18 protein-coding genes are annotated in these 22850 nt (G+C 61.0%); 11 read left to right on the top strand and 7 right to left on the bottom strand.

Annotated features, from left to right (window positions below):
• The first annotated feature begins 17 nt into the window (after window positions 1-17).
• From ACMGG9_RS22735 to ACMGG9_RS22710, 6 genes are all read left to right on the top strand, one after another.
• On the top strand, window positions 18-944 hold the full coding sequence (locus ACMGG9_RS22735) for a branched-chain amino acid transaminase (protein WP_033645378.1): 927 nt from the start codon (window positions 18-20) through the stop codon (window positions 942-944).
• A 106-nt stretch (window positions 945-1050) separates the two neighbouring features.
• Window positions 1051-2901 (top strand): dihydroxy-acid dehydratase, encoded by a 1851-nt coding sequence (gene ilvD, locus ACMGG9_RS22730; protein WP_015379395.1) that lies wholly within the window; start codon window positions 1051-1053, stop codon window positions 2899-2901.
• A 5-nt stretch (window positions 2902-2906) separates the two neighbouring features.
• Window positions 2907-4451, top strand: a complete 1545-nt coding sequence (gene ilvA, locus ACMGG9_RS22725; protein WP_015379394.1) for a threonine ammonia-lyase, biosynthetic — start codon at window positions 2907-2909, stop codon at window positions 4449-4451.
• Window positions 4452-4563: 112 nt separating this feature from the next.
• A complete protein-coding gene (locus ACMGG9_RS22720; RefSeq protein ID WP_033654501.1) occupies window positions 4564-5559 on the top strand; it encodes a hypothetical protein in 996 nt (331 codons plus the stop codon).
• The gene (locus ACMGG9_RS22715; RefSeq protein WP_342193405.1) at window positions 5559-6137 is read left to right on the top strand and encodes a hypothetical protein; all 579 of its coding nucleotides are present in this window, start codon (window positions 5559-5561) and stop codon (window positions 6135-6137) included. The genes ACMGG9_RS22720 and ACMGG9_RS22715 overlap by 1 nt, the downstream gene beginning before the upstream one ends.
• 21 nt (window positions 6138-6158) lie before the next feature.
• Complete coding sequence (locus ACMGG9_RS22710) at window positions 6159-6860, top strand: DUF2461 domain-containing protein (RefSeq protein ID WP_033652695.1); 702 nt, start codon at window positions 6159-6161, stop codon at window positions 6858-6860.
• Between the two features lie 10 nt (window positions 6861-6870).
• On the opposite strand, the gene ilvY is transcribed toward ACMGG9_RS22710, so the two are convergent.
• Window positions 6871-7761 carry an HTH-type transcriptional activator IlvY gene (ilvY, locus tag ACMGG9_RS22705; protein WP_414161739.1) on the bottom strand — a complete coding sequence of 297 codons (891 nt, stop codon included), beginning with the start codon at window positions 7759-7761 and terminating at the stop codon, window positions 6871-6873.
• Window positions 7762-7929: 168 nt separating this feature from the next.
• Between ilvY and ilvC the strand changes: the two genes are divergently transcribed.
• Window positions 7930-9405, top strand: a complete 1476-nt coding sequence (gene ilvC, locus ACMGG9_RS22700) for a ketol-acid reductoisomerase (protein ID WP_033636408.1) — start codon at window positions 7930-7932, stop codon at window positions 9403-9405.
• Window positions 9406-9459: 54 nt separating this feature from the next.
• On the opposite strand, the gene ACMGG9_RS22695 is transcribed toward ilvC, so the two are convergent.
• A complete protein-coding gene (locus ACMGG9_RS22695) occupies window positions 9460-10395 on the bottom strand; it encodes a sugar kinase (protein ID WP_033645373.1) in 936 nt (311 codons plus the stop codon).
• Window positions 10396-10631: 236 nt separating this feature from the next.
• Between ACMGG9_RS22695 and pdeH the strand changes: the two genes are divergently transcribed.
• Both pdeH and ACMGG9_RS22685 read left to right on the top strand, forming a co-directional pair.
• A complete protein-coding gene (gene pdeH, locus ACMGG9_RS22690; protein ID WP_042785549.1) occupies window positions 10632-11423 on the top strand; it encodes a cyclic-guanylate-specific phosphodiesterase in 792 nt (263 codons plus the stop codon).
• Between the two features lie 91 nt (window positions 11424-11514).
• Complete coding sequence (locus ACMGG9_RS22685) at window positions 11515-13554, top strand: AsmA family protein (RefSeq protein ID WP_223085291.1); 2040 nt, start codon at window positions 11515-11517, stop codon at window positions 13552-13554.
• Here ACMGG9_RS22685 and ACMGG9_RS22680 read toward each other — a convergent pair whose 3' ends face one another.
• The 3 genes from ACMGG9_RS22680 to yhjD form a co-directional block, all read right to left on the bottom strand.
• The gene (locus tag ACMGG9_RS22680) at window positions 13555-14322 is read right to left on the bottom strand and encodes a CDP-diacylglycerol diphosphatase (RefSeq protein ID WP_342174526.1); all 768 of its coding nucleotides are present in this window, start codon (window positions 14320-14322) and stop codon (window positions 13555-13557) included.
• 101 nt (window positions 14323-14423) lie between these two features.
• Window positions 14424-15746, bottom strand: a complete 1323-nt coding sequence (locus tag ACMGG9_RS22675) for an MFS transporter (protein WP_016930463.1) — start codon at window positions 15744-15746, stop codon at window positions 14424-14426.
• A 329-nt stretch (window positions 15747-16075) separates the two neighbouring features.
• A complete protein-coding gene (gene yhjD, locus ACMGG9_RS22670; RefSeq protein WP_072626780.1) occupies window positions 16076-17095 on the bottom strand; it encodes an inner membrane protein YhjD in 1020 nt (339 codons plus the stop codon).
• 341 nt (window positions 17096-17436) lie between these two features.
• Here yhjD and ACMGG9_RS22665 point away from each other — a divergent pair, with 341 nt between their 5' ends.
• Window positions 17437-18303 (top strand): crotonase/enoyl-CoA hydratase family protein, encoded by an 867-nt coding sequence (locus ACMGG9_RS22665; RefSeq protein WP_033645369.1) that lies wholly within the window; start codon window positions 17437-17439, stop codon window positions 18301-18303.
• A 16-nt stretch (window positions 18304-18319) separates the two neighbouring features.
• Here the strand turns inward: ACMGG9_RS22665 and pdeR are convergent, their stop codons facing one another.
• On the bottom strand, window positions 18320-20314 hold the full coding sequence (gene pdeR, locus ACMGG9_RS22660) for a cyclic di-GMP phosphodiesterase (RefSeq protein ID WP_033645368.1): 1995 nt from the start codon (window positions 20312-20314) through the stop codon (window positions 18320-18322).
• Window positions 20315-20856: 542 nt separating this feature from the next.
• Here pdeR and spy point away from each other — a divergent pair.
• Window positions 20857-21348, top strand: coding sequence for an ATP-independent periplasmic protein-refolding chaperone Spy (spy, locus tag ACMGG9_RS22655; RefSeq protein ID WP_033645367.1), 492 nt, complete (start codon window positions 20857-20859; stop codon window positions 21346-21348).
• Between the two features lie 90 nt (window positions 21349-21438).
• On the opposite strand, the gene ACMGG9_RS22650 is transcribed toward spy, so the two are convergent.
• Window positions 21439-22656, bottom strand: coding sequence for a Tm-1-like ATP-binding domain-containing protein (locus ACMGG9_RS22650; protein WP_042785546.1), 1218 nt, complete (start codon window positions 22654-22656; stop codon window positions 21439-21441).
• Between the last annotated feature and the right edge of the window lie 194 nt (window positions 22657-22850).

The raw sequence follows: 22850 nt of genomic DNA, 5'->3' as shown, positions 1-22850 counted from the left end.
GAGAAGGATAAATAACAATGACAAAGAAAGCCGATTACATTTGGTTCAATGGTGAGATGGTTCCTTGGGCCGAGGCCAAAGTGCACGTGATGTCGCACGCGTTGCATTACGGCACGTCGGTGTTTGAAGGCGTACGCTGCTATGACTCGCACTTGGGGCCGGTGGTATTCCGTCATCGCGAGCATATGCAGCGCCTGCACGATTCGGCGAAAATCTACCGCATGCCGGTGTCGCAAAGCGTCGACGAGCTGATGGAAGCCTGCCGCGCTACGCTGCGCAAGAATAACCTGGTCAGCGCGTACATTCGTCCGCTGGTGTTCGTCGGCGATGTCGGCATGGGCGTCAACCCGCCGGCCGGTTATAAAACGGACGTGATTATCGCGGCGTTTCCTTGGGGCGCTTATCTGGGTGAAGAAGCGCTGGATCAAGGCATCGATGCGATGGTCTCCTCCTGGCACCGCGTCGCACCAAACACGATCCCCACTGCGGCCAAGGCCGGCGGCAACTATCTTTCCTCCCTGCTGGTGGGCAGCGAAGCGCGCCGCCACGGCTATCAGGAAGGCATCGCGCTCGACGTGCACGGCTACATTTCCGAAGGGGCGGGCGAGAACCTGTTTGAAGTGAAAGACGGCGTGCTCTATACCCCGCCGTTCACCTCGTCGGCGCTGCCGGGCATCACCCGCGACGCGATCATCAAGCTGGCGAAAGACATGGGCTTCGACGTGCGCGAGCAGGTGCTGTCGCGCGAATCGCTGTACCTGGCCGACGAAGTGTTCATGTCCGGCACCGCGGCGGAAATCACGCCGGTGCGCAGCGTGGACGGCATTCAGGTCGGCATCGGCAAATGCGGCCCGGTGACCAAACAGATCCAACAGGCGTTCTTCGGCCTGTTCAGCGGCAAGACCGAAGACAAATACGGTTGGCTGGATCCGGTCAATCCGTAACGATAAGGTTCGCCGCGCAGCGTGGCGGACGACAAGACAGACAAGATAAGAATATCCAGGCGGTTCGTTCGCCGCCTGTCATAAATACATTTGGAGTGAAAAGAGCATGCCTAAGTACCGTTCCGCCACCACCACCCACGGCCGCAATATGGCGGGTGCCCGCGCATTGTGGCGCGCGACCGGGATGACCGACGCCGATTTCGGCAAGCCAATCATCGCCGTGGTCAACTCCTTTACCCAGTTCGTGCCTGGCCATGTGCATCTGCGCGATCTGGGCAAACTGGTCGCCGAACAGATCGAAGCCTCCGGCGGCGTGGCCAAAGAGTTCAACACCATTGCGGTGGATGACGGCATCGCCATGGGCCACGGCGGCATGCTCTATTCCCTGCCGTCGCGCGAGCTGATCGCCGACTCGGTCGAATACATGGTGAACGCCCACTGCGCCGATGCGATGGTGTGCATCTCCAACTGCGACAAGATCACCCCGGGCATGCTGATGGCGGCGTTGCGCCTGAATATTCCGGTGATCTTTGTCTCCGGCGGTCCGATGGAAGCCGGCAAGACCAAACTCTCCAACCAGATCATCAAGCTGGATCTGGTGGACGCGATGATCCAGGGCGCGAACCCGAACGTCAGCGACGCCGACAGCGAGCAGATCGAGCGTTCCGCCTGCCCGACCTGCGGCTCTTGCTCCGGCATGTTCACCGCCAACTCGATGAACTGCCTGACCGAAGCGCTGGGCCTGTCGCAGCCGGGCAACGGTTCGCTGCTGGCCACCCACGCCGATCGCAAGGAACTGTTCCTCAACGCCGGCAAGCGCATCGTCGAGCTGACCAAACGTTATTACGAGCAGGATGACGAAAGCGCGCTGCCGCGCAATATCGCCAACAAGGCGGCGTTCGAAAACGCCATGACGCTGGATATCGCCATGGGCGGTTCGACCAACACCGTGCTGCACCTGCTGGCTTCGGCGCAGGAAGGTGAGGTGGACTTCACCATGGAAGACATCGATCGTCTGTCGCGCAAAGTGCCGCACCTGTGCAAGGTGGCGCCGAGCACGCAGAAATATCACATGGAAGACGTGCACCGCGCCGGCGGCGTGATCGGCATCCTCGGCGAGCTGGACCGCGCCGGCTTGCTGAACCGCGAGGTGAACAACGTATTGGGGCTGACCCTGCCGCAGACGCTGGAAGCCTACGACGTGATGCTGACCCGCGACGAAAGCGTCAAGAAAATGTACTCCGCCGGGCCGGCCGGTATCCGCACCACGCAGGCATTCTCCCAGGATTGCCGTTGGGATTCGCTGGACACCGACCGCAAGGAAGGCTGCATCCGCACCCGTGAGCACGCTTACAGTCAGGACGGCGGATTGGCGGTGCTGTACGGCAACCTGGCGGAAAACGGCTGCATCGTCAAAACCGCCGGCGTCGACAAGGAAATCCTCACCTTCCGCGGCCCGGCCAAAGTGTATGAAAGCCAGGACGACGCGGTAGAAGCGATCCTCGGCGGCAAAGTGGTAGCGGGCGACGTAGTGGTGATTCGCTACGAAGGGCCGAAAGGCGGGCCGGGCATGCAGGAAATGCTTTACCCAACCACCTACCTGAAATCGATGGGGCTGGGCAAGGCGTGCGCGCTGATCACCGACGGGCGTTTCTCCGGCGGCACCTCCGGGTTGTCCATCGGCCACGCTTCGCCGGAAGCGGCTAACGGCGGCCTGATCGCCCTGGTGCAGGACGGCGACATGATTGCGATCGACATTCCTCATCGCGGCATCCAGCTGGATGTCAGCGAGCAGGAGTTGGCGGCGCGGCATGAGGCGGAACTGGCGCGCGGCGACGCTGCCTGGACGCCGAAAAATCGTGAACGTCAGGTGTCCTTCGCGCTGCGCGCCTACGCCTCGTTGGCCACCAGCGCCGACAAAGGCGCGGTGCGCGACAAGAGCAAACTGGGGGGATAAGCAGCATGGCGGTCTCTCAACCCCTACCCAGCGCCCCCTGCGGCGCGGAATATCTGCGAGCGGTACTGCGCTCGCCGGTTTACGAGGTGGCGCAAGTCACCCCGTTGCAGGCCATGAGCAAAATCTCTTCGCGCCTCGGCAACACCATTTTGGTGAAGCGCGAAGATCGCCAGCCGGTGCACAGCTTCAAGCTGCGCGGGGCCTATGCGATGATCGCCGGGCTGGACGAAGAGCAGAAGGCGCGCGGCGTTGTGACGGCTTCGGCCGGCAACCACGCGCAGGGCGTCGCCTTCTCCGGTAAACGGCTGGGCATCAAAACGCTGATCGTGATGCCGGTGTCCACCGCGGACATCAAGGTGGATGCGGTGCGCGGCTTCGGCGGTGAAGTGTTGCTGCACGGCGCCAATTTCGACGAGGCCAAAGCGAAGGCGATCGAGCTTTCCCAACAGCAGGGCATGACCTTTGTGCCGCCGTTCGATCACCCGACGGTGATCGCCGGGCAGGGCACGCTGGCGATGGAGCTGCTGCAGCAAGACGCGCATCTGGATCGGGTTTTCGTGCCGGTCGGCGGCGGCGGCCTGGCCGCCGGGGTGGCGGTGCTGATCAAACAGCTGATGCCGCAGATCAAAGTGATCGGCGTCGAAGCGGAAGACTCCGCCTGCCTGCGCGCGGCGCTGGATGCCGGCCATCCGGTGGATCTGGCGCGCGTCGGGCTGTTCGCCGAAGGCGTGGCGGTGAAGCGCATCGGCGACGAAACCTTCCGCCTGTGCCGTGAGTATCTGGACGACGTGATCACCGTGGACAGCGACGCCATCTGCGCGGCGGTCAAAGATCTGTTCGAGGACGTGCGCGCCATTGCCGAACCTTCCGGCGCGCTGGCTTTGGCGGGGCTGAAAAAGTACGTCCAGCAGCACAACATTCAGGGCGAGCGTCTCGCGCACGTGCTGTCCGGCGCCAATCTCAACTTCCACGGGCTGCGCTATGTTTCCGAGCGTTGCGAACTGGGCGAACAGCGCGAAGCGCTGCTGGCGGTGACCATTCCGGAACAGCAGGGCAGCTTCCTCAAGTTCTGCCAACTGCTGGGCGGGCGCTCGGTGACCGAATTCAACTACCGCTACGCCGATGCCGACAACGCCTGCATTTTCGTCGGCGTGCGGCTGACGCGCGGCCACGCCGAACGGCGGGAGATCATCGACGAACTCAACGCCGACGGTTATCAGGTGGTGGATCTGTCGGACGACGAGATGGCTAAACTGCACGTGCGCTACATGGTGGGCGGGCGTCCGTCGAAGCCGCTGCGCGAACGGCTGTACAGCTTTGAGTTTCCGGAGTCGCCGGGCGCGCTGCTGAAGTTCCTGCAGACGCTGGGCACGCACTGGAACATCTCGCTGTTCCACTATCGCAGCCACGGCACCGACTTCGGCCGGGTGCTGGCGGCCTTCGAACTGGCGCAAAGCGAGCCGGAATTCGAGCGGCACCTGCAGGCGCTGGGCTACGATTGCCACGACGAAACCGACAACCCGGCGTTCCGCTTCTTTTTGCAGGGGTGAGCCGGATTGATAAGTAACCGTGACGCATTAGTCAGTTTATGGGTTGCGCGGTTGTGATTTTGTCGTGCATTTTTATACTGCCAAGACTTCTGACGTATAGGGATGCACGACAATGAAAACTGCTTTTTCTACGCCGTTCGGTTCTCCCGAAGACGATTTGACCAACGCCGAGTTTGCCCGCTTGTTGGGCAATACCGGCGTACAAGAATTCTATCGCGATATTAATCTGCAAGCCCTGCAGGACTCGCTGGACTGCAGCCTCGCCTTTCATGGCGTGGGGATTATTTTTTCCGACGGGCAAAACTCATTTTTAGTTCGTCCGACGCAGCACACCGGTTACTCAAACGCTTCGCAGGTCACTCATGTGGTCATCAGCAAAACGGTGGCTCATACTTCGCGCGTTGCCGCAACCAATACGCTGTCGGAAGCGCTGAGCAAACCGAGCGTCAGCAAAGAGCTGGCCTCGGCCGCGCTGTCGTGTGGAACGCTGCTGGTATCGGTCTTTTTACTGGCGTCGGGCAGCGTCGCCGTTCCGTTTACCGGCGGCACCAGCTCGGCGGTGGCTTATCTGGGCTATGCCGGCATGGCCGCCAGCGCGTTGCAGTGCGGTAATGGGCTGTACCGCGTCAACAAGCTTTATGACGGGAAAGGGGATGAATTGGCTCAGCTCGATTCAGAGCAGTGGTATATCGCCACCAGTACCGTGCTCGATGTGATCTCGCTGGCCAGCGCCGGGGCCGCCCTGAAGGAAGCGACGATGACCTACCGCGCCATGCGCCGCATTTCGGCGCGCAAGGCGACGGAATGGCTGAAAAGTATGCCCCGCAGCGAAAGGAAGCGGCTGACCGAAAACATCATTCGGGCGGAAAACCCGGGGATTTCCAATAACGTCTTGAAAGAGATGGTGAAGAACGGCTTATACCCGAAGCGCTATCCGACGGAAGCGATCCAAAACGGGTTGCGTCAGCAACTGCATTCGGCGCTCAATAACTCATTGACGTTCGTGGGCAGCGGCATCAGCGGCACCCTGTCGGCGCCGGTGAATGTGAAAACCACCGGACAGTATTTTGTGGGCATTATGCAGAAATTGCCGCAGATGGTGAGGTAATGGCGGAGTGGATGATTAAACGCCTGATCGTGCAGGGCCGGGAGATGGAAAGCCAAATCGCGGCGCGCGATCGTGCGCTTTTCGCCGGCCTGGATGCGCAGCTCGAGCAGCATTTCCTGACGCCGGGCCAGCGGCTGTCACCACCGGGCGTCGGCAACGTCATGCTGCTGATGGTGTGCCTGATGCTGGGCCTGGCGGGCGTGATGGGTCTGGTCACGGATGTGGCGGCCGCCTGGAGCGGCAAGACCTCCGCCGCCGTGTTGATGGGCAGCGGCGCGATCGTGGCGGTGTGGATGACGCTGATCCTGTTCCAACTGGTGCAGGGTAAAAACAGTGGGGTGGTATTGCTGCAATATTACCTTGGCATGCTCGGTCTGTGTTGCCTCGGCGGCGCGGCGGCGTGGGCGGCGGGCATGACCGGCATCGCCACCGGCGCCCTGCTGCTGGGGGGCGCGGTTGGCGGGGCGCTGTTCAGCAACCGGGCGGCGTTCTACCTGTATGTCGCCTATTTCCGCACGCGTCGGCGCGTGTTTATCAAACGCCGTTGGCAGAGGGAAGATCTGCGCAATACCCGATAAACCGTCAGAACGGAAAAACTTATGACGCAACCTTTCTCCGGCTTTAGCCAGCAGGGCCTGAATTTCCTGCAGCAGGTGCGGATCGAGAACGATAAGGCGTGGTTCGACGGCAACCGCGACATCTACGATCGCGAGCTGCTGGCGCCGTTTCGCGCGCTGGTGGAGCAGCTTGCTCCCAGCATGCTGGCGATCGATCCGCAGTTCGAGACTCGCCCGGCGATCGGCAAAACGCTGTCGCGCATTCATCGCGATACACGGTTTTCTCACGACAAGTCGCGCTACCGCAGCCGCATGTGGCTGACGTTCAAGCGCCCGAGCAAAGACTGGAAAGATGCGCCGGTCTACTTTTTCGAACTGGGGCCGGACATGCTGCGCTATGGGCTCGGTTACTACAGCGCCAACAAGCCGACCATGGATCTGTTCCGCCATACGCTGAAACAGCGGCCGCAGCCTTTCCTGGAGGTGGCCGCCTGTTGCCGGCCGCCGTTCGAGCTGGTGGGCGAGAGCTACAAGCGTCCGCTGGTCAAGGAGCAGGCGGCGGAGATCGCCACCTGGTACAACCGCAAATCGTTCGCGGTGATGGTCAGCGACAGCGCGGTGGAAAAGCTGTTCAACGCCGATCTGGCGCCGCTGCTGGCCGGGGCATTTTTGCAGCTTGAGCCGCTCTATCACTGGCTGATGCAGGTGGAGGCGATGAAGCAGGTCGATCCGGCCGACCTGTAAAAACCCCGCGTCAGCGGGGATGCAGCAATCGCCAAAAGGCGTCGATCAGCGGATCGCTGAGGCGTTTTTTCTGGACGCAGACCCCCAACTCGAACGGTTCGACCATCGAGATGTTATCCAGCTGCGAGATGCGGTTGCGCACCGGTTCCGGGCTGTTGTCCACCACCACGCTCGGGATCAGCGCGATGCCGCAGCCCAGGGCCACCATCGACACGATGGCTTCGTGGCCGCCGACGGTGGCGTAAATCAGCGGATTGCTGATGCGGTGACGGCGGAACCACAGTTCGATGCGTTTTCGCGAAGGGCCGTGCTCCGGCAAGATGAAGGGGATCTCGGCCCAGTCGGGCTTGTCGGCGAACGCCTGGCTGCGCACCGCGCAGGGCAGCGCCGGCGCGATCAGCACCAGCGGAATTTCGCCGATTTTGGTGAACGCCACGCTGGCGGGCAGCGTTTCCGGCCGGCCGGCGATGCCGAGATCGGCCTCGTTAGACTGCACCTTGTCGACCGCGTCGGCGGCGTCGCCGGTGGTCAGCTTGATCTCTACCAGTGGGTGCTGCGCGCGGAAGCGGTCGAGGATCGTCGGCAGGTGGCTGTACGCGGCGGTCACCGAGCAGAACAGCCGCAGTTCGCCGCTCAGCGAAGGGCCGTGCTGGCCGAGCGAGTGCTTGAGCTGCTGATATTGCAGCAGCGTTTGCTGGGCGAATTCTTTCAGCTGTTCGCCGGCGTCGGTGAGCTGCACGGTGCGGTTATCGCGCAGGAACAGCGGCTGCCCGAGGATCTCTTCCAGCCGCTGGATCTGGCGGGAGAGCGTCGACGGGCTGACGTGCATCGCCTTGGCGGTACGCCCGAAGTGATGGCTTTCGGCCAGATGCAGGAACAGCTTTAAATCACGTAAATCCATATCGATACGCTCGCAGTGAGAGTGTTGCAAAAATTGCAATGTCACGTTCTCAATATATCAATTTAAGCAACGCATTTCCTGTTATACATTGAGTTTAACGAATCTCCGCACAGACAGGGCGGGGAATGAAAATAACAATGCAAGACAACATCAAACCGGAGTACCACCATGGCTAACTATTTCAACACATTGAACCTGCGTCAGCAGTTGGCGCAATTGGGTAAATGCCGCTTTATGGCGCGCGACGAATTTGCTGACGAAGCCGGCTACCTGAAAGGTAAAAAAGTGGTGATTGTCGGCTGTGGCGCCCAGGGGCTGAACCAGGGTCTGAACATGCGCGATTCCGGTCTGGATGTCGCCTATGCCCTGCGCAAAGAAGCGATCGACGAGAAGCGCGCTTCCTGGCGCAAGGCGACCGAAAACGGCTTCAAGGTCGGCACCTACGAAGACCTGATCCCGCAGGCGGATCTGGTAGTCAACCTGACGCCGGACAAGCAGCACTCTTCCGTGGTGCGCGCGGTGCAGCCGCTGATGAAAGACGGCGCGGCGCTGGGTTACTCCCACGGCTTCAACATCGTTGAAGTGGGTGAGCAGGTGCGTAAAGACATCACCGTGGTGATGGTTGCGCCGAAATGCCCGGGCACCGAAGTGCGTGAAGAGTACAAGCGCGGCTTCGGCGTGCCGACCCTGATTGCGGTTCACCCGGAAAACGATCCGAAAGGCGAAGGCATGGCGATCGCCAAGGCTTGGGCGGCGGCGACCGGCGGCCACCGCGCCGGCGTGCTGGAGTCTTCCTTCGTCGCCGAAGTGAAATCCGATTTGATGGGCGAGCAGACCATTCTGTGCGGCATGCTGCAGGCGGGTTCGCTGCTGTGCTTCGACAAGCTGGTTGCTGAGGGCACCGATCCGGCTTACGCCGAGAAACTGATTCAGTTCGGCTGGGAAACCATCACCGAAGCGCTGAAGCAGGGCGGCATCACCCTGATGATGGATCGCCTGTCCAACCCGGCCAAGCTGCGCGCCTATGCGCTGTCCGAACAGCTGAAAACCATCATGGCGCCGCTGTTCCAGAAGCACATGGACGACATCATCTCCGGCGCGTTCTCCAGCGGCATGATGGCCGACTGGGCGGAAGACGACGTGAAACTGCTGACCTGGCGCGAAGAGACCGGCAAAACCGCATTCGAGAATGCACCGCAGTTTGAAGGCAAAATCAGCGAGCAAGAGTACTTCGATCACGGCGTGCTGATGGTGGCGATGGTGAAAGCGGGCGTAGAGCTGGCGTTCGAAACCATGGTCGATGCCGGCATCATCGAAGAGTCGGCTTACTACGAGTCGCTGCACGAGCTGCCGCTGATCGCCAACACCATTGCGCGTAAGCGTCTGTATGAAATGAACGTGGTCATCTCCGATACCGCAGAGTACGGCAACTACCTGTTCGCCAACGCGGCGGTGCCGCTGCTGAAGGACTTCATGACCACCCTGCAGGCGGGCGATTTGGGCAAAGCCGTGGCGGGTACGGCGGTGGATAATGCGCAGCTGCGCGACGTGAACGAAGCGGTGCGCAGCCACCCTATCGAAACCGTCGGCCGTAAACTTCGCGGCTACATGACCGATATGAAACGCATCGCCGTCGCGGGCTGATTTTCCGCAAGGCAAAGCACAAAGAGAAAGAGCCGGCAGCGATGCCGGCTTATTTTATGCCTCCGGCATCATTGCGGCGGGAATGATGGCGCCGCGATGCTGGATCACCGTAGCGGCCAGCAGATGGCCGCGCTGCGCCGCCCGTTGGGCGCTGCCGCCGTTCAGGCGGGCCGCCAGGTAACCGGCGCTGAAAGAGTCGCCCGCTGCGGTGGTGTCGACGACACGCTCTGGCGGCAGCGCGATCGCCGGCACCTCAAGCTTCTCCCCTGCCATACTGAACACCAGGCAGGCGTGCGCGCCGCGTTTGATGACGATCTCGCCGACGCCGAGCGCCTGTGTGCGAGCTACCGCCTGTTCGATAGGCTGCGCTCCCCACAGCAACTCTTCGTCATCCAGCGTCAGAAAAGCGATGTCGGTACAGGCCAGCACCTCGCGGTAGGCCTGCTGCGTTTCCTCACGGCTTTGCCACAGGCGCGGACGGTAATTGTTGTCGAAGATCACCTTGCCGCCGTTGGCGCGACAGCGGCGCAGCAGCGCCAGCAGTTTCATGCGATCGGCAGGCGCGAGGATCGCCAGGCTAATGCCGCTGAGGTACAAGTAATCGAACTGCGCCAGCCGTTCGCACAGTGCGTCGGCCTGCGGTCCCGCAAGCCAATACCGGGCGGCGGCGTCATTGCGCCAGTAGTAGAAAGTACGTTCGCCGGCGGCGTCGGTTTCGATGAGGTACAGGCCCGGCAGCTTGTTGTCGAATTGCTGAATCAACCCGGTCTCGATCTTCTCCTGCCGCCAGGCCTGCAGCATGTCGCCGCTGAAACTGTCGGTGCCGAGTGCGGTGACATAATGCACCCGTAGCGTCTGTTCCGGCATTTGGCGGGCGAGGTAGACGGCGGTGTTGAGGGTATCGCCGCCAAAGCCGCGCGTCAGCTGTGCGCCCTGCTGCGACAGCTCGATCATGCATTCGCCGATCACGGCGAGATTTCGGATAGTCATCGTCAATAAGCCCTGGCTAAAGAAGAAGCAATAGCCGCCAGTCTCCACGCAAGGCGGTCAGTGAGTCAATAAATTAAAACGGCGTTTTAATTTTTTATGATCGCGATCGGCGAACGCGGGCAGGACGGAGGAGAAACGGGCGGCAATTCGGCTTAAAGTTTTACGCCGCGTTGCCGATAAGCTGGGTAAAGAAACAGCGGCAGCGCTCTCATTTCCCCGCCACGGCGATAGTACCGATGATAACCAATCTGATCTCTGGTCTGCTGGCGCCTTGTTTTGCCCTTTATGCCTGCGCCAAATCGCGGCGCTACTGGCGGCAATGCCGGCGCTTGTATACCTTCCAGCCGATTTATCGCACCAGCGGCGCGCTGCTGGCGGTGGAACTGCTGACGGCGGTGTATCACCCGAATGAGCCGGACAAGCGGCAATCCCCGGAGCATTATTTTTCCTCGCTCGGCGTCGCCCAGCGTTTGCAGGTGATCCAGGAACAGCTGGCGCTGTTGCAGCGCTGGCAGGCGTTGTTCATTCGTCACGCGGTGATGGTGTCGGTCAATATCGACGGCATTGCGCTGCAAGCGTTGCAGCGCCATAGCGCGTTGCAACGGCAGATCGCCGAGATGCCCTATCTGCGCTTCGAGCTGGTGGAGCACGCCGAAACGGCGTCAAACCGCCCGCTGCAGCAGATCGTCGGCGGCGAGCGGCTGTGGCTGGACGATTTCGGCAGCGGGCTGGCCAACTTCTCCGCCGTCGGCGCCTGGCGTTATCAATACATCAAGGTGGCGCGCGAATTGTTTACCTTGCTCAAACAGTCGGAAGAGGGCGTCCAGCTGCTCGGCACCCTGATCAAGATGATGAACCAGCACAGCGACGGGGTGATCGTCGAGGGCGTGGAAACCGAACAAGAGTGGCGGCTGGTGCAGCGTTCCGGTGCGTTGGCCGCTCAGGGCTACTACCTTTCCCGCCCGGCGTGCTTTGAAACTCTGCACAGCGTGCCGACGCTGTTCGCCGCGCCCGGCGCGCCGGCGTGAACTCCGGCCTATCCTCAGCTAGGCTTAAACGAGGCTGCTAACTCCTTTTCCTTTCATTCGGCAGCCCGATTTATGCGCTGAGGGAGCCGCTATGACAAGAACAGGAAAGGTTTTCAGCTGGCTGGGCGGCATTGTGCTGCTGCTGATCGTCGCGCTGGCGATCTTCATTGCTACCTTCGACTGGAATCGACTCAAGCCCACCATCAACGACAAAGTGTCGGCCGAACTGCGGCGACCGTTCGCCATTCGCGGCGATCTGGGCGTCGACTGGTCGCGCAATCCGGATGAGGGCGGCTGGCGCGCCTGGGTGCCCTGGCCGCATATTCACGCCGAAGACGTGTGGCTGGGTAACCCGAAAAACATGCCCGGCGACAGCATGGTGACGCTGCAGCGCGTCGACGCCAGCATTGCGCCGCTGGCGCTGCTGGGTAAAGAGCTGCTGATCCCGCGCATCTGGCTGAAGCAGCCGAATGCTTCGTTGCAACGTCTGGCCAACGGCGACAACAACTGGACGTTTGACCTGGCCGCCGGCCAGGATCCCAAGCAGCCGCCTTCCGACTGGTCGTTCACCGTTCACGACATCGTATTCGACAAGGGGCAGATCGCCTTTAAAGACGCCACGCTGAAGGCGGATTTCCGCGCCGTCGTCGATCCGCTCGGCAAGCCGTTGCCGTTCAGTGAAGTGATCGGCAAACAGGGCGGCGACAAGGCCGCGACCCCCGATTACGTTTTCGGCTGGCAGGTGAAGGGCAAATATAACGGCGAACCGTTGAGCGGCAGCGGCAAGATTGGCGGCATGCTGTCGCTGCAGAGCGCCGATTTGCCGTTCCCGCTGCAGGCCGATGTGCGCTCCGGCAGCACCCGGGTGGTGGTCGCGGGCACCTTGTCCGATCCGCTGAACCTCGGCGGCCTGGATGTACAGCTGAAATTTTCCGGTGAAAGCCTGAGCAACCTCTATGGCCTGACCGGCGTGTTGTTGCCGAATACCCCGCCGTATGCGACCGATGGCCATCTGACCGCCCGTCTGCATCAGCCGGGCGGCGCGGTGTTTGAGTACCAGAAATTCGACGGAAAAATCGGCGACAGCGACATTCACGGCAGCTTGAAGTACGTTGCCGGTAAACCGCGGCCCACGCTGAGCGGCGCGGTGAACTCCCGGCAGCTGAGGTTGGCGGATCTGGCGCCGCTGATCGGCGCCGACTCCAACGCCGCCAAAGCCGGGCGCGGCGAGAAAAGCCGTCAGCCTGCGGATAAGGTGCTGCCGGTCGAACAGTTCGATACGCAAAGCTGGAGCAAGATGGATGCGGACGTGAAGTTTGCCGCCGCGCGCATTGAACGCGGCAGCGATTTGCCGCTGAGCGATCTGGCCACGCACCTGAAGCTGAACAATGGCGAACTGCGCCTGGATCCGCTGCGCTTCGGCATGGCGGGCGGCAGCCTGAACGCCGTCGTGCGCCTCGACGGCGGCAAAAAGCCGATGCGCGGGCAGGTGGATATGCATGCACGCAAACTTCAGCTTAAACAGCTGTTGCCGAACGTGGAGGCGATGAAGCGCAGCCTCGGGCAGATGAACGGCGACGCCAGGCTGACGGGCAGCGGCAATTCGGTGGCCGAGCTGCTGGCGACCAGCAACGGCGATCTGCGCCTGCTGATCAATAACGGGGTGATCAGCCGTAGCCTGATGGAGATCCTCGGTCTGAACGTCGGTAACTATCTGGTGGCGCAGCTGTTCGGTGACGACGTGGTGGGCATCAACTGCGCGGCGGCGGACGTCGGCATCCGCAGCGGCGTCGCCGCGCCGCGACTGTTCGTGTTCGACACCGAAAACGCGGTGATCAACATCACCGGCAACACCAACCTCGCCACCGAACGGCTGGATTTATCCATCGATCCGGAAAGCAAGGGCATGCGCGTGCTGACCCTGCGATCGCCGCTGTACGTGAAAGGCACCTTCAAGCATCCAAACGCCGGGGTCAAAGCCGGGCCGCTGATCGCGCGCGGCGCGGCGGCGGTGGCGTTGGGGGCGGTGCTGACGCCGGCGGCGGCGCTGCTGGCGCTGGTCTCGCCCAGTGAAGGCGGCGAGGAGAACCAGTGCGGGCAGATCCTGCGGGAGATGAAAGGCAAAAAATAATCAGGTGCGCGGCGGCGGCGTGAGCAGCCGGCAGTCGTGATCCTGGATCTCTTCCGCCGAGGCCAGGGTGAACGGCAGCAGGCTGCGCTCGGTTGCCAGCAGCAGGAAATCCCCGTCCGGCAGCGCGGTCATCGCCAGGCCGAAGCTGCCCATGCGCCCGTCGGCGCGCGGCAGGCCGGAGGCCAGCAGGCGGAAGGCGCCCTGTTGTTCCAGTTCGGCGGGGGTCACCCGCCGCCCCAGATAGTCATGCTCCAACAGGCCGCCGGGCAGCGGTTGCCATTGCTCGATGAAATGGGGGCCGATCTGCGCCAGCCGCTGTTTTACCGCCGGCAGCAGGCAGGAGATATGAATGTGCAGCTGGTTTTGCGTGCGGCCATATTCCGAATTGATCGCCAGTGAAATATCGCCGTCGTCGATCGGTTTGCCATAGCGTTCCGCCATCACGTGGCGCGCGCGCCAGGCCTGGGCGAAGAAATTCGGCGTGGCGGCGTCCAGCACTGCCGGGCTTTCGATACCGGTGATTTTGGCGCTGGGCATCAGCAGGTATTGCAGCGGCCCGTTGCGATCTTTAAACACCACGAAACCGGCCTGCACATCCACCTGCGCGCAGGGCGCCGGGTTGTCATGCGCTTGCTGATTGGGCAGACATTGCTGGCTGACGATGCGCCACAGCGCATCGGGATGGTCGGGTTTCAACCCGTAATAGAGCGCGATGGCGAGAGCCGCCAGCAGCGCCACGCAGACAAATACCCCACGACGCAGAGACATCGGCCGATCCTGTTACCGAGATAAACGTCCAGCATAGCCCGGTTTTATGACAGGAAACGAACAACGCGTGCGGCCCCCCGCAGTGAGGGGGCCGCAGAGGATCACAGCGACTGGTGGCGGGTTTCTTTCATCAGCAGGAGGGCCAGCAGCGTCAGCCCGGCCATCGCCGCCAGGTACATGCCGACGTAAAACAGCCCGTAGTGGGCCGCCAGCCAGGTGGCGATGTAAGGCGCCACGGACGCGCCGAGAATCGACGCGACGTTGTAGGAGAACGATGCGCCGGTATAGCGCACTTCGGTGGGGAACAGCTCCGGCAGCAGCGCGCCCATCGGGCCAAAGGTCAGCCCCATGATGCTCAGGCCGCACAGCAGGAAGCCCATCACCAGCGCCTGGTTGCCGGAACCCAGCAGGGTCGGGAACAGGAACGCGAAGCCGATCATCAGCAGGGTAATGGCGATCATGGTCTTGCGACGGCCGAACGCGTCCGCCAGCAGGCCGGCGATGGGCACCATCACGCCGAAACCGATCACCGCCACCATCAGCATCCACAGGAAGCTGTTACGGGAGTAACCGAGCCCCAGCGGCTGCGGCGCAGTGCCGTAGGTCATCGAATAGACCGTCATCAGATAAAACAGCGTGTAGGTCGCCAGCATGATGAAGGTGCCGAGGATGGTGGCTTTCAGATGCTTGCTCAGCAGCGTGCCGAGCGGCACTTTCACCTGTTTGCCGGCCTTGGCCGCTTTGGCGAACACCGGCGTTTCATGCAATGACACCCGGACGTACAGGCCAATCAGCACCAATGCGGCGGAGAGGATGAACGGCACGCGCCAGCCCCATTCCATAAATTGCTGGTCGCTCAGCAGCCACGAGAGCAGCAGGAAGGTGCCGTTGGCGAAGAAGAAGCCGATCGGGGCGCCCAACTGGGGGAAGGAGCCGTACAGCGCCCGTTTTTTGGCCGGCGCGTTCTCCGTCGCCAGCAAGGCGGCGCCGCCCCATTCGCCGCCCAGCCCCAGCCCCTGGCCAAAGCGCGCCAGCGCCAGCAGGATAGGGGCGAAGATGCCGATGGTTTCATAGCTCGGCAGCAGGCCGATCAGCACGGTGGAAATCCCCATGGTCAGCAGCGAGGCGACCAGCGTCACCTTGCGCCCCACGCGATCGCCGAAGTGGCCGAACAGCGCAGAGCCGATAGGGCGCGCGACAAAGGCGACGGCGAAGGTGGCCAGCGACTGCAGCGTCGCGGTGGTCGGGTCGCCCTGCGGGAAGAAGATGTGCGGGAACACGATCACCGCGGCGGTGGCGTAGATGTAAAAGTCGAAGAACTCGATGGCGGTACCGACCAGCGAGGCGACGATGACTTTCCCGCGGGAATTCACCGGTGTAGACGCGTCGTCGGCGTCGAGTGGGGGTGCGATGGTGGCTTGCATATCTATTTCTTATTGTTGGAGGGGGTAAAAATCCATCTTAGTGACAGCATTCCGCCTTTTCAACGCTGGAACTCTGGGCTGCTCCGCCGCTAACCGGTTAAAAAGACTAATGTTTTACCTGACTTCTTTTCTGTAGCGTTAAACGTTGAGAAATGGGGTTCATACAGTGTGAATGGCTGTAAAAACGGGAAAGAAAAGTGACTGGGTAGTTTGTTATGCTGGTTTTTCGAATGCCATGCCGCATGATTTAGAGGGATTGACTGGTTTTTTGCTCATTAACCAGAGGAAAGTGCCGGCGCGTGCGATAACACCGGCACGATTGCATGGCTTCAGCGTGCCGGCGGCTCGCGTTCCGGCAAGGCTTTGTCGCCTTTGTAGTCGGCCGTTGCGATCCAGGCGGCGCAAAACAGCGTCAGGCGGGCGAAGAAGTAGAAGAACGCCATCAGCCCGATCACCGAGCCGAAGGCCGCGCCGGAGGGCGATTTCGCCACCTGCGGCAGCGTCATCGTCATCACGAACTTGATCACCTCAAAGCCGATAGCCGCAAGCAAGGTGCCGCGCAGCAGCGCTTTTTTCTTCGGTTTGTGGCGCGGCAGCATCCAGAAAATCCACAGGAACAGCAGATAGTTGGCGAAAATCGAGATCGACAGCGCGATCGTCGTCAGCGCCGGCCGCAGCCATTCGATGCCGTCCAGCCCCAGCGCGTTGACGATCGCCGCCTGCGCCGAGCCGGCGACCGAGGTCAGCGACAGCGTGATAATCAGCGCGACCACCAGGCCGGTCAGCGAGATGAAGTCGCGGGTGTACTTGAAATAGATTTTCTCCTGATCCTGCGGATTGCGCTCCCAGACGTCACGCGATTGCGCGCGGATCGCTTCGCGCAGGTTGCCCATCCAACTGATGCCGGAATAGAGCGCCAGCGCCAGGCCGGTCAATCCCACGGTGGTGCGCTGCTGAATGGCGGTGTTGACGGTGTTCTTCAGCGTGCTGGCCAGCGTCGGATCGCTGATGCTGCCGACGATCCGGTTGATCAAACGGGCCAGCAGATCCGGGTTGGAAGCCAGCACGAAACCGGCGGCGGCGAACGACACCATCAGGATCGGGATCAGCGAGAGGAATGAAAAATAGGTGATGGCGGCGCCGAACTGGCTGCCCAGCCGATCGTTAAAGCGTTCGGCGGCGCGCAGCAGGTGCGCAACGCTCGGCCAGGCTTTGATGCGTTCAATCAGACGTGAAAAACCGCTGATGCGGCGGTCGAGCGTTTCATGGCCGGTCTTGATGGCGATAAGCGGCTTCGGCGGCGTGTCTTGTGTGGGCTGGCGGCGTTCCTGGTCTGGTCCTGTAGGCATTACTTCACGATTTCCTTAACGTTAAACGGCATGTATCCGCGTTGATTATAGCCAAAGCCCCGCGGCGTTTTGAGCGCCGGGGCGGCAAACGGTCATTTTCCGAGCTTAACGCGTTAGCGCCCGGCATGAAATGCCAGGAGGCGGCCGATAGGTAAAATTCCTATGAAAACCCCGCCGCGCCTCGGTTTTTTTCACTTCCCTACCTCCAATTTTTATCTGTTTCGTCGGCGAGAAAGCGTTTACTCATGATGTGGCGCCACGCGTTGCCGAGCGCCGCTCCGCTGCAGCCGTAGGGGCTGGAACGGTCTCACCCGTCATCAACAGAAAAACTGGAAGGTCTTATGAAATTGCTTAATCACCCCACCTGCCGTCCGTTTACCGAAGCGGGCAATCTGTCGCAGCTTTCCGCCTACTATGAAGAGGAGAGGCATATCATGTGGATGCTGCTGCGCGCTGCGCCGCGTCCTTGCTTTAATCAGGCGCTGATTGAAGACATCATGACGCTGGCGCAGGCGGCGAAAGAGTCTTCGCTGCGGTTCGATTTCTGGGTCACCGGCTCGCTGGTGCCGAACATGTTTAACGTCGGCGGCGATCTGCAGTTCTTCGCCGAAGCCATCAAGAACCGCAAACGCGAGGCGATGATGGCCTACGCGCGTGCCTGCATCGACTGCGTGCATGCGGCGGCGCGCGGTTTCGATACCGGCGCGGTCAGCATTGCGATGATCGAAGGCAGCGCGCTGGGCGGCGGCTTTGAAGCGGCGCTGGCGCACCATTTCGTGTTGGCGCAGAACAATGCGCGCATGGGGTTCCCGGAGATTGCGTTCAACCTGTTTCCCGGCATGGGCGGTTACTCGCTGGTGGCGCGCAAGGCGGGCATGCGCTTGGCCGAAGAACTGATTTGGGGCGGCGAGTCGCACACCGCAGAGTGGTTCGAGAGCCGTGGGCTGGTGGATCAGCTGTTCCAGCCCGGCGACGCCTACATGGCGACGCGCACTTTCATCGATACCATCCGGCCGAAGCTCAACGGCATGCGCGCCATGTTGCGGGCGCGTCAGCGCGTGCTGCAGCTGACGCGTTCCGAGCTGATGGACATTACCGAGGATTGGGTGCACTCGGCTTTCACCATTGAGGAAAAAGATCGCGCCTACATCGAGCGGCTGGTGATGTTGCAGGATCGCCACACCCTGAACCTGCGTCGTGCCGGCTAACGTTAACGCGCCCGCCTCATGCGGAGGGTGAGCGCGGGCGATAGGACTGCAGCCAATGCTCCAGCTGTTCCGGGAGCATTGGCCGCGCAAACAGAAAGCCCTGCTTTTCGTCCACGCCGACCTCGTCGAGGAACTGATTTTCGCTCTCGGTCTCCACCCCTTCGGCGATCACGCGGAAGGCCAGCGCCTCCGCCGCCGCGACGATCGCGCGCACCAGCGATTGCGAAACCGGGTTGAAATTCACCCCGCGCACGAAGCTTTTATCCAGCTTGATGGCGTCCAGCGGAATACGCGCCAGCTGCGCCAGCGACGAATAGCCGGTGCCGAAATCGTCGAGATGCACCTGCGCGCCCAGCTCGCGTAGCCGGGTGATCAGCACGCGCGCGCGGTTTTCGTCTTCAATCAGGCTGCTTTCAGTCAACTCGAAGTCCAGCAGGCAAGGGGCCATGCGGTGACGGCGCAGCACCCCGAGCAGATCGTTGACGATGCCGTCGTCGGCCAGCTGCCGGGCGGAGAGGTTGACCGCCACCCGCAAATTCAATCCCCGCTCTCGCCACTGCGCCGCCTGGCAGGCGGCGGTCTGCAGCACCCATTGGCCCAGCGGGCCGATCAGGCCGGACTCCTCGGCGTAGGAGATGAACTGCAGCGGCGGGATCAGGCCGCGCTCCGGCGAATCCCAGCGCACCAGCGCTTCCACGCTGTGCACTTCACCGCTGCGCGCGTCGATTTTAGGCTGGTAATACAATACCAGCTGATTTTGCTCCAGCCCTTTACGCAGGTTGGTGTCCAGCCACATGTATTCGGCGACGCGCTTGTTCATCTCCGGCGAGAAGACGGTATAGGTGCGTTTGCCGTGCTCCTTGGCGACGTACATGGCGGTATCGGCGCTGCGGATCAGGCTGTCGAGATCGTTGCCGTGCTCCGGGCACAGCGCGATGCCGATCGAACAGCCGGTATACACTTCGATCAGGCCGATGCGGAAAGGGGTCTTCAGCCGATCGATGATGCGCTGCGCCAGCGTTTGCAAACGTTCGCGATCGGTCTGAGGCGCCAGCACCAAAAATTCGTCGCCGCCGAGGCGGGCGAGCACCTGATCCGGGCTCAGGCAGCCGAGGATCGCCAGCGAGACCTCAACCAGCAGCCGATCGCCGAACATATGGCCGTAGGCGTCGTTGACCTTTTTGAAGTTGTCGAGATCGAGGTACACCAGGCCGAAACTCTCTTCGCCGCGCGTGGCGATGGCGTGGTTGATCTTGTCCTGGATGGCGTTACGGTTCGGCAGGCCGGTGATGATATCGGTGTTGGCCAGCACCCGCAGCCGTTCCTGCGCGCGACGCTCTTCGGTGATGTCGGTTCCTGAGCAGATCAGAAACACCTCGTTCTTGCCGCTGCCGCTGTGCACGAACTTATTGCGAAACAGGAACAGCCGCTCGCCCTTGACCGTCTTTACCCAGCGTTCCACCTCATACGAAGAGCCGTTGCGGAAGAAGCCGGCGATGTTGCGCCGCGAGGCGGCGGCTTCTTCCGGGCTCATAAACAGCTGGAAAACGTTCTTGCCGATCACCTCGTGTTCGTGCAGCCCGGTGTACTCCTCGCTCAGCCGATTGAAGCGCTGGATGCGGCCGTGCTGGTCGACGATCACGATCACCGAGTTGGCTTCGGACACCACCTGCTCGGCGAAGGAGAGCCCATGCACCAGATCGCGCGCCACGGATTGGGTATCGCTGAACGCGGACGCGGTGCCCGCCCATTCGAGGTTATTGACGCGGCGCCCGACCAGATGCAGATGCAGCGGTTCGCCGGCCAGCGTGATGGTGAGTTCAAGGCTGGCGGTCACGCCGGTCAAACGGCGAATTTTCGCCGCGTCCATGGCGCTCAGCGCCACCGCGACGTGGGCTTTGCCCTTAACGGCGGACAGCTCCAGGGCATTGCTGTCAAACGCCAGCCGCCAGTGGGGGCTCTGGGTGCCGAAGTGGGCGTTAAGAAGCTCAGGGCCTTGGTCTGCGGACATGATGATTCCTCAAAAGAGCACGGGCGGCCGGTCAGCACGAAGAACCGCTGGCGGCCTGTGGGCCCGAAAGTGGTCGCCGTGCGCGTCTGTGCATCATATAACAGGTTTTCACAGGCGGGGCGGGTAATGGAAACTATTCTATAAGCAATGATTAGTTTTGCGGTGTACGCGCCACCCGGCGACCGGTTGCCTTAAAGTGTAGGAGGAGAACATCGGGTCGTGCGAAGTTTGTACCGGCTTCCCCGCTAACGAAAAACGGTTGATGCAAGGTTGCCTTGTGGGCGAGTAAATTATAGCGGTGAGAGGGCGGCTGAAAAATAACCCTGTCGGGGAGATTTTTGCCGGGAAATTAAAATTTCCATCAAATAAACGCCTTCTTCATAGTTTTCTCATAATTGGTGAATAAACCCGTGACGGGTTTTAAAAAGTTTACACACCCTCGCATTACTTGAATTTTATCAGCCTATTATTATCTTCGACGAACGAATGAGCCTGTTAACGTACAGCGCTCCTGATGAAGAAAAATTTTTAAGGAAATGATTATGCGTAAATTGACGGCTTTATTTATTGCTTCCACGCTGGCTCTGGGTTCTGCTTCTGCGGCGTTCGCCGCTGATACGACGGCGGCCCCGGCTGCGGATGCCGCGCCGATGAAAATGATGCATCACAAGGGTGAAGGTAAAGGCGGCCCGTTCGCCGGGCTGAACCTGACCGAGCAGCAGCGCCAGCAAATGCGCGATATCATGAAAGAGTCGCACTCGAAACGCGGTCCGGGCATGAAAGAGGAACGCCAGGCGCTGCATAATCTGGTGGCTTCCGACAGCTTCGATGAAGCGAAGGCGAAGGCGCAAATTGACGCGATCGGCAAAGCGCAATCCGAACGCATGCTGGAACGCGCCAAGGCGGAAAATAAAATGTATAACCTGCTGACCCCTGAGCAGAAAAAACAATACAATGAGAATTATCAGAAACGTGAGCAAAAGATGATGGACCATATGAATAAAATGAAGGAGCAGATGTCCTCCGGTCAGTAATATACGCTCGCGGTAAATAAAAAAGGGCCAGACTATTTGTCTGGCTTTTTTTTCGGCGTTATCTCCGGCAGGCCCGGCAGCGAGTGATTATCATTCCCCAGCGGCAATATGTCGGAACTGTTCGGCAACGGCCTGCGCAAAGCGCGGATCGTTAATATGGTAAGGCGTTTTTATTAACCGGCGCTTATGGGTGGCGTGCACCGTCTCCTCCAGCGTTTGCGTAAAGGCGGCCAGCGCTGCGGGATCCCAGAACGGTTGCCCAGGGGCATCCAGCGCCGACACGCCGCCCGCCGGGATCACGAAGCGCACTTCGCCCGCGCAGGCGTTGATTTTCTCGCCAATCCAATGTCCGATTAGCGCATTTTCCCGCGGGCTGGTGCGCACCAGCGTCACTTGCGGATTGTGATGATGGCGCAGGCGGTTCGCGTAGCGAGCCGGCACCGTATTCAGCGCGCCGAAGTTGATCATGTCGATCGCGCCGCAGGAGAGTACGCACGGGATGCCGGTGCGCGCGATAGCCCCGAAACGATCTGCATTGCAGGGCAGCACACCGCCAAACAGGTAATCGGTCACTTCGGTGGTGGTCAAATCGATGGCGCCGTGCAGTTGCCGGCTATCGATCAGTTTTTCCAGCGCTCTGCCACCGCTGCCGGTCGCGTGAAACGTCAGGCAGTCCCATTGCGGCTCAAGGTCGGCAACCAGCGCTTGAATGCAGGGGGTGGTGACGCCAAACATCGTCAGGCCGATTGCGGGCTTGTCGTCGTGATGATCGACGGCGGCGAAGCGGACTGCGCCGGCTATCTGGCGCGCCGCATTGCCCAGCACCCGGCGCGAGATACGGTTCAGGCCGGCGAGATCGGTGACCGAATACAACATGCTGATATCACTGGCGCCGACATAGGCGGAAACGTCTCCCGCCGCCATGCTCGAGACCATCAATTTCGGCAGGCCAATCGGCAACTGCTGCATTGCCGGCGTGATGATGGCGGTGCCGCCGGAGCCGCCCAGGCCAAGCAGGCCGGCGATATCGCGGCGCGTCAGGATAAAACGTTCGAAAGCGGTCGCCATGGCGGCGATTGCCTGGCCGCGGCTGGCTAGAAAGACCGCGCCTGCGCCCGCCGGATGGTGGCGAGCGACCTCTTCTGGGCCGATATCGGCCGGGGAGTCAAACGGCAAGCTTCGGGTGGAGAGATCGACGGTTCGCGTGGGTAAATTCAGGCTGGCAATCAGCCGCCGCACATACTCCAACTCTTGTCCTTTTGTATCTGCTGTGGTAGCAATATAGACAAAATTTGAAGTATCTTTCATGGGTTTTTCCGGGGTGTTTCTAATTTTTATTTAAAAATTAATGTATTATGTTTTTTTAGGTGCCCTGGTGTTGGCATTTAAATTAAATTGATTAATGTATTTATATAATGAGACGGCAGTATCATTTTTGCAAGGGCAGCTCAGTGCAAAATGGGACTCCTGTCTCATTTTTGAGCTTTTTGCGCGGCCAACCC

Origin of the sequence: Serratia sp. BNK-10, from assembly GCF_047456065.1 — a bacterium.
GTDB classification, from domain to species: domain Bacteria; phylum Pseudomonadota; class Gammaproteobacteria; order Enterobacterales; family Enterobacteriaceae; genus Serratia; species Serratia ureilytica.
This window is presented reverse-complemented; position numbering and strand designations above follow the sequence as displayed.